This is a genomic window from Dietzia cercidiphylli, from assembly GCF_039531545.1.
Lineage (GTDB): Bacteria > Actinomycetota > Actinomycetes > Mycobacteriales > Mycobacteriaceae > Dietzia > Dietzia natronolimnaea.
Window position 1 is genome coordinate 63,168 of the sequence record NZ_BAAAQG010000012.1, and the last position, 11,277, is coordinate 74,444.

General features: G+C 71.5%; 8 protein-coding genes. 3 read left to right on the top strand and 5 right to left on the bottom strand.

Annotated elements, in window-relative coordinates; genetic code table 11:
- Window positions 1-9: 9 nt before the first annotated feature.
- From ABD250_RS12605 to ABD250_RS12615, 3 genes are read right to left on the bottom strand one after another with little or no spacing between them, the layout of a single operon-like run.
- Window positions 10-1,044: a decaprenyl-phosphate phosphoribosyltransferase gene (locus tag ABD250_RS12605; RefSeq protein ID WP_182609629.1), complete on the bottom strand. Its 1,035-nt coding sequence runs from the start codon at window positions 1,042-1,044 to the stop codon at window positions 10-12.
- The gene (locus ABD250_RS12610) at window positions 1,041-1,703 is read right to left on the bottom strand and encodes a phosphatase PAP2 family protein (RefSeq protein WP_245847130.1); all 663 of its coding nucleotides are present in this window, start codon (window positions 1,701-1,703) and stop codon (window positions 1,041-1,043) included. The genes ABD250_RS12605 and ABD250_RS12610 overlap by 4 nt, the downstream gene beginning before the upstream one ends.
- Complete coding sequence (locus tag ABD250_RS12615; protein ID WP_241730825.1) at window positions 1,687-3,693, bottom strand: glycosyltransferase; 2,007 nt, start codon at window positions 3,691-3,693, stop codon at window positions 1,687-1,689. The genes ABD250_RS12610 and ABD250_RS12615 overlap by 17 nt, the downstream gene beginning before the upstream one ends.
- Window positions 3,694-3,815: 122 nt before the next feature.
- Between ABD250_RS12615 and ABD250_RS12620 the strand changes: the two genes are divergently transcribed.
- Window positions 3,816-4,550, top strand: coding sequence for a peptidylprolyl isomerase (locus ABD250_RS12620; RefSeq protein WP_179524230.1), 735 nt, complete (start codon window positions 3,816-3,818; stop codon window positions 4,548-4,550).
- A gap of 16 nt (window positions 4,551-4,566) precedes the next feature.
- On the opposite strand, the gene ABD250_RS12625 is transcribed toward ABD250_RS12620, so the two are convergent.
- A complete protein-coding gene (locus ABD250_RS12625) occupies window positions 4,567-6,003 on the bottom strand; it encodes a DUF5129 domain-containing protein (RefSeq protein WP_182659456.1) in 1,437 nt (478 codons plus the stop codon).
- Window positions 6,004-6,276: 273 nt separating this feature from the next.
- Here ABD250_RS12625 and ABD250_RS12630 point away from each other — a divergent pair, with 273 nt between their 5' ends.
- A complete protein-coding gene (locus ABD250_RS12630) occupies window positions 6,277-7,548 on the top strand; it encodes a hypothetical protein (RefSeq protein WP_344392589.1) in 1,272 nt (423 codons plus the stop codon).
- A 33-nt stretch (window positions 7,549-7,581) separates the two neighbouring features.
- Here the strand turns inward: ABD250_RS12630 and glf are convergent, their stop codons facing one another.
- A complete protein-coding gene (gene glf / locus ABD250_RS12635; RefSeq protein WP_182658352.1) occupies window positions 7,582-8,781 on the bottom strand; it encodes a UDP-galactopyranose mutase in 1,200 nt (399 codons plus the stop codon).
- Between the two features lie 404 nt (window positions 8,782-9,185).
- Here glf and ABD250_RS12640 point away from each other — a divergent pair, with 404 nt between their 5' ends.
- The gene (locus ABD250_RS12640; RefSeq protein ID WP_241730588.1) at window positions 9,186-11,255 is read left to right on the top strand and encodes an N-acetylmuramoyl-L-alanine amidase; all 2,070 of its coding nucleotides are present in this window, start codon (window positions 9,186-9,188) and stop codon (window positions 11,253-11,255) included.
- Window positions 11,256-11,277 lie beyond the last annotated feature (22 nt).

Below are 11,277 nucleotides of genomic sequence, written 5' to 3' on the forward strand. Positions count from 1 at the left end.
CCACCCCGGTCAGGCGAAGGACGGCACGAGGTAGACGCCGATCACGACGGTCAGGACCCACAACCCGGCCAGGACCTGCAGGACGCGGTCCCCGAGCGCGATGTCCTCGGGCTCGCCGGCCTGGGCGGCGTCGACGTCGACCGCATAGCGCAGCACCGCGATGGTGAACGGCACGATCGAGATCTGCAACCACACGGCCGAGCCCGACGGCTGGGTGGGATCGGAACCGCGGTCGTACGCCCACAGGGCGTAGCAGAGCACGAGCACCGTCGCCGACAGCGTCCACACGAACCGCAGGTAGGTCGGGGTGTAGCTCTCCAGGGCCTTGCGGATCTTGGCCCCGGTCCTCAGGTGCAGGTTCAGTTCGGCGTACCGCTTACCGGCCGCCATGAACAGGGAGCCGAACGCCATGACCAGCAGGAACCACTGCGAGATCTCGACCTCGGCCGCCGCGCCACCCGCCACCGCGCGGAGCAGGAACCCGGAGGAGACGAACGCGATGTCGAGCACCGGCTGGTGCTTGAGTCCGAAGCAGTACATGAGCTGCAGCACGATGTACACGGCCACGACGATCGCCAGCGCCGGGTGGGTGAACAGCACCGAGATGCTGATCGAGGCGACGATGAGCGCCACCGCCATGCCGTAGGCCAGTCCGACCGGCAGCACCCCGGCGGCGATGGGACGGAACCGCTTGGTGGGGTGCGCGCGGTCCGCCTCGACGTCCATCGCGTCGTTGATCAGGTACACGCTCGAGGCCGCCATGCAGAACGCCACGAAGGCGATGAAGACCGAGAAGAGGACCGAGGTGTCGGTGAGCGTCTGCGACCCGGCCGCGGCGGGTGCCGCGACCACGAGGACGTTCTTGACCCACTGCCGTGGCCGGAGGGCCTTGATCATGCCGTCGAGCAGGTTCCTGGGCGGTGAGCCCTTGGCCTCCTCCTCGGCCTCGGCGAGGTCGATCTCGTTGGCGGTGTGCGGCTCCGCACCGAGAAGGTGATGATCGCCCCCGCCCCGGGAGGCCGGGACTCCGGTCTGATCGGTCATCGATTCTCCTCGGGGGTCGGGGTGGTGCGCGGTCCGGGCGCGCCGTCACGCAGCGCCTCCGGCAGCAGGCGCTGGACGGGGTCCGTGGGCCAGACCGCGCGGGTGAGCGCAGCGCAGCCCGCGCCGACCGCGGCGCCGGCGAACACATCCGAAGGGTAGTGGACGCCCAGGACGAGCCTGGACGCCAGCATGACGGGAACGAGTGCGGGGGCCACGGGGACGCCGCTCACCGCCCCGGCCAACAGGGCGAACGCGGTGGTGGACGTGGCGTGGGAGGACGGGAAGCTGAGCGAGGAGGGCGTGCCCACCCCCACCGCGACGGTGGGGTGGTCCGGCCGTCGCCGCCGCACGACCCGCTTGATGACGACGGAGGTGGCGTGCGCCCCGAAGCTGCCCACACCGACCATCGCCCACCGGCTCCGGCGGGCGGGGTCGGCCACCACGCCGACCGCCGAGATCGCCATCCAGCCCAGCGCGTGCTCCCCGACGTGCGAGAGCGTCACGGCGGCCTCACGCGATCCGGGCACCGCGAGGAGCCGGCGCTGGATCCCGGCCAGCAACCGGACCTCACCGGTCGGGACGGGGATCTCCACCGTCGGCCCCGTGCCGGCGTGGTCGGGGCCGGCCGGCCCGGGTGCGGTCTCAGGCGTCGAAGACACGGCTCCAGGCCTCCTTGGTGACGAGTTCGGTGTGCGCATCACGGTAGCGGCGCCGCATCTCCGGGAACCGGCGGAAGAGCTCCCTGTGCACGGCCACCGACTCGGCGAACAGGGATCCGGCCTGCTCACGGTCGCGCTTGCGGTAGACCACCCCGCGCCCGTCGGCGGTGGTGACGGTGGCGCCGTCGACCCGGCTCAGCGAGTACCAGCGCGCCTCCACGGGCGGGAAGTTGGCCTGCGGCACCTCGTGGTGCGCCTTGTCGTCCCGGCTGAGGGTGTGCGAGAGGCCCTTTGCCAGGGCGAGCGCCTTGCGGACCGGGCCCCGGGGTTCGGAGTGGATCCCCGCCGGGCCGCCGGAGGGCGCGGGCAGGTCCACGGCCGAGGGGATGACCACGGCGTCGGGGAACTGCGCGCGCATCGCCCGGACCTTGGGCAGGGCCGTCGGCAGCAGTTCGTAGAGCGCCTCCGGTCCGCGCAGGAAGTCGCGGATGGCCTCGATCTGGATGGCCACAGTCGAGTACTCGAGGCACACCAGGTGCTTGACCAGCGCCTTGAGGCTGGACTGCATGATCCCCTTGTGGTCGCCGTCGTGGTACAGCGACGCCACCACCAGTCGGTTGCGCAGGTGGAAGTAGGCCTGCCAGTCGATCGCGTCGTCCTTGTCCGACCACGCCATATGCCAGATCGCCACACCCGGCATGGACACCGTGGGGTGGCCGGCGCGGCGCGCCCGAAGCCCGTACTCCGCGTCGTCCCACTTGATGAACAGCGGCAGGGGCTGCCCGATCTTCTCCGCGACCACCCGCGGGATCAGGCACATCCACCAGCCGTTGTAGTCCACGTCGATCCGGCGGTGCAGTTCCTTGGGGTTCTCCCGGTCGGTGAGGGGGTACCGGGAGAAGTCGTAGTCGTAGTCCGCGTGCGGGGCGGCGGTCCACATGAAGTCGTGCGCCCCCACCACCTCGCCCATGGTGTGGAGGTGGCTGCGCTCCTGGAGGTTGAGCATCTGGCCGCCGACCAGCATCGGCACGCGCGAGAAGCGGGCGAAGGCCAGCGCCCGCAGGATCGAGTCGGGCTCGATCTCGATGTCGTCGTCCATGTACAGGATGTACGGCGAATCGGTGAGCCGCCGGGCCTCGTACATGATGCGGCTGTACCCACCAGAGCCACCCAGGTTGGGCTGATCGAAGATCCGCAGGCGCTCGCCGAGGTACTCGGCGGCCTCCGCGAACCCGGGCTCGTCACGCACCTTGCGGTCGCCCTGGTCCGGCATGAGCACCGCGTCCAGGACCGCGTCCACCTCGGGGTCGGAGGTGAGCGCCCGCAGCGCCGCGACCGCGTCCCCGGGGCGGTTGAAGGTCGGGATACCGACGGTCACCCGGCGGTCGTTGGGCACCTGCACCGACGGATCGGGGGTGCCGTCCGGGCCCGCGTCCGGGCGGGTGGCCGGCGCGTCCACGGCCGAGTACCACCCACCGGCGAGCACCTCGACGTCCGTGTCGGAGGTGAGGTCGAACCAGATCCACCCGCCGTCCTCGAACGGGCCCAGGTCGCAGACGAACTCGACCGTCGTGACCCGGTCCGCCCCCGACTCGCCCGGCTCGCCCACGACGTCCCCGGTGATCGCGATGCGCGAGCCGTCGATCTTGGACCGGTAGAGGTCCACACGGCCGGCGCCGCGGATCGTCAGCCGCAGGACCACCTCACCGAGGATCGTCCAACGACGCCAGTACGCCGCCGCGAAGGCGTTGAAGTAGGTGGCGAAGGAGACCTCGGAATCCGCGCCGACGCTCAGGGTGGTGCGGCCGGCGGAGTGGGCGCGGCGGGCGTTGGTGGGGGCCTCGGCGAGGTAGAGCGATCTCACGTCCAGCGGCTCGCCGGCCCGGGGCAGGATGACCCGCTGGAGGCACTCCCGGCCGATCGGGTCCGCGAGACCGGCGACCGACCGCTCGACCTCGTCGACCAGTTCGTGGTGGCCGTGGTGGTGCATATGGATGAGTCCCCGTCCCTAGTCGAAAGCCGGGTCGATCGTACCCGGCGGGCCGGGGCGATCCCTCCCACCACGCGGAACCGGGGGTTCAGCGGCGTGGACGCGCCACGTAGGTTTGTCTCATGCAGCTCTCCGCCACAGCCCGGCCCCGTCCGACCCTCCGCACCGCCCTGGGCATCCTCGCCCTGTCGGTGCCCCTGGCGCTCGCCGGGTGCGGCACCGACGACTCACCCGCCGAGGACGCGGCCACCGGCACGACCGCGGGGACGCAGACCGGGGCCGAGGCGTCCGACGGAGGAACGGCCGACGCGGTCGAGTGCCCGCCCGCCGAGGGCACCGACGAGCGCATCACCTCGTTCGACTCCGCCCCGCCGATGTGCCTGACCCCCGGGGTCGACTACTCCGCCGTGATCACCACCGACGCCGGCGTGGTGACCGTGGACCTGCTCGAGGACAAGGCGCCGGAGACGGTGAACAACTTCGTCTTCCTGGCCCGCCACAAGTACTACGAGGGCATCACCTTCCACCGGGTGATCCCCGGCTTCATGATCCAGGGCGGCGACCCGCAGGGCACCGGCAGCGGCGGACCGGGCTACCAGTTCTCCGACGAGCTCCCCGCCGAGGGCGAGTACGAGATCGGGTCCATGGCCATGGCCAACGCCGGCCCGGACACCAACGGCTCCCAGTTCTTCATCGTCACCGGCGACTCCGGCGTCTCCCTGCCGCCGGCCTACAGCCTCTTCGGCACCGTCACCGACGGGATGGACGCCGTCACGGCGATCGAGGACGACGGCAGCCCGCAGGGCGCGCCGCGGACCGTGCACACGATCGAGTCGGTCGAGATCGTCGAGGGCTGAGGCGGGCGCCGGGGGTCTAGTACCCGCTCGACCCGCCGCCACCGGAGAACGAGGCGTTGGAGTAGCTCGTGTTGGTGGAACTCGCCGCCTGGGCCGCCTGCACGTCGTGGGCGTGCCAGCTCGAGACCACGTAGAACGGCACGAAGCCGTTGTAGCCGTAGCCGGCGCGCCAGTCCCGGTCGTACAGCCTCGGCGCGTGGCGGTCACCCGCGTCGTCCGCTGCCTCGACATCCGCCATCTCGCGGGCCCGGATGGCCTCCACCACGAGCCGGTAGTCCACCACCAGTCGCGCGTAGCGGTCCATGAAGTCGGTCGCCTGCGTGTCCCGGGAGAGCTCGTCCGCCCGCGCGTCGAGGGCCTTGGCCTCGGCGGCGAGACGCTCGTCCTCCGTCCCCAGCGCGGCGGCCAGCATGTCTTCGTGCAGTTCCCCGAGCTGGCGGCGGCGCACGTCGGCGTCACCCTGTTCCATGCGGAAGAGCTGGTCGATGTTCTCCTCCGCCGCCTCCATCTGATCGACAGTGGTGTGCGCTGTCTCGATGTCGTCGGCCTTCTCGCGGAACTCGGCATCGGTCGACTCCGGCCGCAGGTCCCCGATCCGTCCCATGACGGTGTCCAGCGCGAGGAAGCGGTCCCGCACGTCCTCCCACTGCGAGCGCAGTTCGTCGTCGGCCAGCGGGGAGGTGAGCGAGTTGGCGCGGATGTCCAGCCCGGTGAGCTCCCCCGCGACCCGCCCGTACTCGCGGGAGACCCGGTCGTAGCGTTCCCTCGCCGTCGTCGCCTTCTTCTTGCGGCTCGCCGCGACGCCGGCACCGATCGCGCCCGCGCCGACGACCCCCGCGCCGCCGAGGGCCCACGGCAGCCAGGACGGCATGCCCTCGGGTTCCGGTGCCAGGACCGTGGGGTCGGCCGCCGCCTGCGCACCCGAGAGCAGGCCCACCGCGTGGTTCTCGCGCCGCATCGGGTCCTTCATCGCCTCCAGCGAGCCGTCGAGGTGCCGGCCCTCGAAGAGGTCGAGTGCCACGCAGACGTCGTCGCCGCAGTAGATGCCGACCTGCCGCGACTCCACGTCATTGGCCACGATCAGCGTTCCGGGCGCCCACTTCTCGCGATCCTCCGACACCAGCTCCGGCCGCTCGGCCTGGGCGAAGCGCTCGGTGGTGTCGTTGAGGTTCTCGTTCCCGTCGTCGAAGACCAGGTACTCGACCCGCTGCACCTGCGGCGGGAACGGGATGCGCGCCGTCTCGGTACGCAGGAGATCCTGGTCACCGGCCGAGAGCACACCGGCCCGGTCCGTGATACCGACGCCGACCGTCGAGTCCTGCGCGGGGGCGGGGGCGGGTGCCGGAGCCTGGGCGCCTGCCGGGGCGAGCGGGAGCAGCATCAGCAGCAGGGCCGCGGCGCCGGACAGCACCACGAGCAGGAGGCGGAGGGGGCGGGACACCGAGCTGGTCATGCGTTCACTCTAGGTGCGGCGCATGTCGTCGTCATCCCCCTGCGCCGGCCCCGGGAGGGCGCCCGCTCACGTTCCCGCCTCCGCCGAAGTTCGCTGGCCCGCCCCCCTGAGCGCGCGGGAGTCCATGCCCGGGAGCGGCTGTGGTCGAGCCGAGCAGGCGCTCTCGCGCATGCCCGCACGCGCGGCACGCTGGCGGCGGGTCCGCGGCGGGTCCGCGGCGGGTCGCAGACGGGCCGGTGGTGAGCGCGCGGCGGACCCCGCTAGCCTCGTCCGGTGTTCATCCTGGAAACGCTCATCGCGATCACGGTCGCCATGACCACGGCGTTCGGCGGACTGGTCGCGGAGGATCTCATCACCCGCGACGCGGCCTGCACCATCTCGGCGGTGCCGGACCTGTGGTCGCCGGAGTGCACCTCCCCCTCCCGCCTGGCCTGGTTCGTCGGCACCCTGGCCGTGCTCATCACCGCCATGGCGGTCCGCGCCTGGATGATCGCCCACAACGGCACCCTGTACTACCTGCGGTTACTCCCCGCCGAGAGCGCGGACCGGATGCGCGCCGCGGTGGACGTGGCCAACGCCCGGAGCCTGGACTTCCGTTCGGCGACCGGCTGGTTCGGCACCAACGGCGACGTGGTGGATCTGCGACGGGCCGTCGATCACGTCTCGGACGAGCTCGAGAGGGCGATGAACGACGACGACGACGCGACCGGCTACGTGCTGGCCCCCAACCTGGCGTTCCCCGCCGCGCTGGCCGTCGGATACGACACCCTCCTGCGCGAGCGCACGCACCTCGCGGAGCTGCCCACCGAGGCCCGCAGGCGCCGGTTGCCCGGAGGGGACACGGGGGTGCGGACCGTGTACTTCGACGACGGCGACGACATGTGGGCCGAGCGTCGGTGGCTGTCGCGACGGAGCCGACCGGACTCCGAGCTGTCGATGGTCACGCTCGGCACGGGGCACGGGCCAACCGGTCGCGTGTGGCTCTCGCTCCAGCTCGACGGGGGCGGAGCCGTCTCCGAGGTCGACGCGCAGCATCCACTGCGGGCGGCGGCGGACCTCGTCGTCGTCGTGGGTCCCACCGCCACCACCGACGGCGTCGAGACCCTCCGCCCCTGGGCCCTCCCTGCCGGCCGGTGGTACCCGGGCGCGAGCGGTCGGCAGATCGACCGTCGCGCGTTCGCCCGGCTGGTCGAGGAGCTCTCCGGCGCGGTCGAGCAGGTGCTCGACGACCACCCCGAGGCCGACGTCCTGCTCTCCGGCCGCATGCCACGGAGTGTCGCGTTCGCGCTCGGGTACGTGATCTCCCAGCGCAAGGACGACCGCATCGAGGGCAAGCGCGCCGCCCACCACCCGACCCGCCCCGACGACACCCGGGCCGAGCGCGCCCAGGCCCGCGCGGAGAACGAGGGGCTGAGCTCGCTGAGCCGCTTCTGGTCCTCGGTCACCCCGGTGCTCGAGCACCTCGGGGAGGCCAAACCGGCGCTGGTGCACGCGGCCCAGCGCGACGAGGTCGTGAGGCGCCTGCCCGTCGGGCCCGCCGCCTGAGGGCCGACCCGCCTCGGCCGGGCCGGCCGGGCCTCAGTCGGCGAGCGGCGTCCCGTCCCGCAGGTGCGGGGCGAGGGTGTTGTCGAACATCGTCAGCGCCGACGCGATCGCCATGTGCATGTCGAGGTACTGGTAGGTGCCCAGCCGGCCGCCGAAGATCACGCGGTTGGCCGCGGTCTCGGCCTTGGCGCGGTCGCGGTAGAGGGCCAGCCGCTCGCGGTCGGTGGACTCGTTGATCGGGTAGTACGGCTCGTCGGAGCGCTCGGCGAAGCGGCTGTACTCGCGCATGATGACGGTCTTGTCCGTGGGGTAGTTCGTGCGCTCGGGGTGGAAGTGCCGGAACTCGTGGATGCGGGTGTAGTCGTACTCGGCGTCGTTGTAGTTCATGACCGGGGTGCCCTGGAAGTCGCCGGTGGGCAGCACCTCGGTCTCGAAGTCCAGGGTGCGCCAGCCCAGCTCGCCCTCGGCGTAGTCGAAGTAGCGGTCCAGCGGGCCGGTGTAGACCACGGGCGCGTCCGGGCTCGCCGCGCGGACGGCCTCGCGGACGTCGAACCAGTCGGTGTCCAGGACCACGTCGATCTTCTCGTCGGCGGCCATGTTCTCCAGCCACGCGGTGTAGCCGTCGACGGGCAGGCCCTCGTGGGTGTCGTTGAAGTAGCGGTTGTCGAACGTGTAGCGCACGGGCAGGCGGGTGATGTTGCCGGCGGGCAGGTTCTTGGGGTCGGTCTGCCACTGCTTGGCGGTGTAGTCCTTGATGAACGCCTCGTAGAGCGGCCGCCCGATCAGCGAGATGGCCTTCTCCTCGAAGTTGGTCGCGTCCTCGGCCGAGAACTCCGCGGCCTGCTCGGCGATGAGCTCCCGCGCCTCGTCGGGCGAGTAGTAGCGCCCGAAGAACTGGTTGATCAGGCCCAACCCCATGGGGAACTGGTACGCCGTGCCCTTGTGCATCGCGAACACGCGGTGCTGGTAGCCGGTGAAGTCGGTGAAACGGTTGACGTACTCCCACACCCGCTCGTTGGAGGTGTGGAACAGGTGCGCCCCGTACTTGTGGATCTCGATGCCGGTCTCGGGCTCGGGCTCGGAATAGGCGTTGCCGCCGATGTGGTGGCGACGGTCGAGCACCAGCACGCGCTTGCCGAGCTCGGCCGCGGCCCGCTCGGCGACCGTCAGGCCGAAGAAACCGGACCCCACCACGATGAGGTCGTAGGTCCCCCACTGCCGATCGCCTGCCATCACTTCGAGCCTTCCCGTAGTCCGTCGCCGACGCGCTGCGCATGGTCAGGCGCCGCGGCCGGCGTGTCCACGCGCCGGTCGGCGCGGGTCCGGGTCCAAGGGTATCGGGCGGGTGGGCGGAGGGGTCCGGTGCCACACCAGGTGACGACGACGAGGAGGGCCCCACCCGTGCGCGGTGCCGCTGCTCAGTCCGCTCGCCGGGCGGCCTCGTCGTCGTACATCGGTTCGAAACTACACGGTTGTGACCCCAAAATTCACTTCCGTACCACTTGGTTTCACTCGTTTCTTAGCTACCATTGACCACGTTCGTCACATTCGTCCCAGTGGTCGCAGCGCTCGCGGCCGCCGGGAAGAAGTGTTCCGCAGCGGGATCCGCGAGACACAGACCTGATCTGGAGAAGCCCTTGAGAACACGACGCCGCCCCCTGAACGTCAGCGGTCGACGCAGGACCCTCGCCCTCGCGGTGGCGGTCGCGGCGTCCGTCGTCACGCCCCTCGCCGTGTACGGGGCGGACCACCTGGTCGAGTCCGGAGACGACATCGCCGCCACGGCGGGCACCGCGGTTCCCACCGGGACGGCCGAGGTCGCACTTGCCGACGCTCCTGCCGCGGCGGGCGTGGACACCGACATCGCCGTGGGCTCCGCCCCGGTCAAGGAGGTCACCTCCGAGACGCCGTTCTCGATGGTCGGCGTCACGTGGAAGGGATACAACCCGGAGGCCGTCGCGGCCCTGCGCGCCAAGAACCCGGACGGCTCGTGGGGCCCCTGGTACGAAGCCGAGTCCGTCGACGACGAGGGCGAGAGCACCACCGGCAGCGGAGGCACCGAACCGGTCTTCCTCGGGGTGGACACCACCACGGTTCAGATCAAGGTCTCCGGCGTCGACCTCGCGGACACCTCGCTCGCAGACGCCCCCGAGGGCGCGGCATCCGAGGGCGCCGAGTCCGAGACCGCAGAGTCCGAGACCGCGGAGACCCCGGAGTCCGAGGCCGCCGACACCCCGGCCACGGGGTCCCCCGCGCAGAACGACGTCGCGGCCACCCGGTCGGCCGAGCCCGCCTCCGACGACACCCCGCCGGTCCCGACTCGCTACGCGGACATCAAGCCCGTCGCGGAGTCCACGGACCTGCAGTCCGACTCGGTCACCGCCGTCCTGATCTCCCCCGACGCCACCCCGACCCCCGACCCGGAGTCGTTCGGGGACATCACAGCGCAGGGCGGGACCGGAGCGAACGGTGACATCGCGGCCAGGCAGCCGGCGATCATCAGCCGCGCCGGCTGGGGCGCCGACGAGTCCATCCGCTGCCGCAACGCCACCTACGACCCCACGCTCGCCGCCGCCGTCGTCCACCACACGGCCGGCAGCAACAACTACACCCGCGAGGGCTCGGCCGGTGTCGTGCGGGGCATCTACACCTACCACGCACGCAACCTGGGCTGGTGCGACGTCGGGTACAACGTCATGGTCGACAAGTACGGCCAGGCCTTCGAGGGGCGCCACGGCGGCCTCAACCGCAACGTCCAGGGCGCTCACGCCGGCGGCTTCAACGGCAACACGTGGGGCATCTCGATGATGGGCGACTACTCGACCGTCGCCCCGCCCGAGGCCACCGTGCGCAAGATGGGCGAGATCATCGGCTGGCGTCTGTCGATCGCCGGGGTCAACCCCAAGGGCTCAGACACCCACTACTCCGAGGGCACGTCCTTCACCAGGTATCCCATGGGAGCCGCGGTCCGGCTGCCCAACATCTTCGCCCACCGCGACGTCGGCAACACCTCGTGCCCCGGCGACGCCGGCTACGCCAGGATGGGCCAGATCCGCGACATCGCGGCCACCTACGCCCAGAGCGGCGGCGGGACCCCGGCTCCGTCCAACCCCACTGCGCCGTCCAACCCCACTCCCCCGGTCACCAACCCCGGGACGACCCCGCGACCGGGCACCGGTGGGACGACGATCCCGGGCGTCACCCAGGGCAGCGTCCAGGACGCGGTGACCTCCGCGCTCCGGACCGTCCTGTCCGGCGGCCGCCTGGACGCCGCCGCGCTGACCCGCATCCTCACCGGTGGGAAGACGCTCGCCGACATCCCGTTCGACGCCGGCTCGGTGCAGGACGCCGTCGGCGGTGACCTGGGCTCCGTCGGGAACCTGACCGGCGGCGACTTCGCCAGGCTCGCCTCGCAGTTCGCCGGCCCCCTCGGCCAGGTCCTCTCGGGAGTCCAGAGGTTCGGCAACGTGTCCCTGGTGAAGCACGAGAACGGTGCGGTCTACTCGTCCCCCGAGACAGGTACCCACCCGGTCTGGGGCGTGATCGGCGACGCCTGGGCCTCGCAGGGCTTCGAGCACGGGCCGCTCGGCCTGCCGGTCTCGAGTGAGACCGGGCGCGAGGACGGCACGGTCGCCCAACGCTTCGAGGGCGGCACGCTGGTCTTCGACCCGGCCACCAAGGAGCTCACGGTCGAGCCGAACCCCTGATCCCCGGCCGACGCCCGAGGCG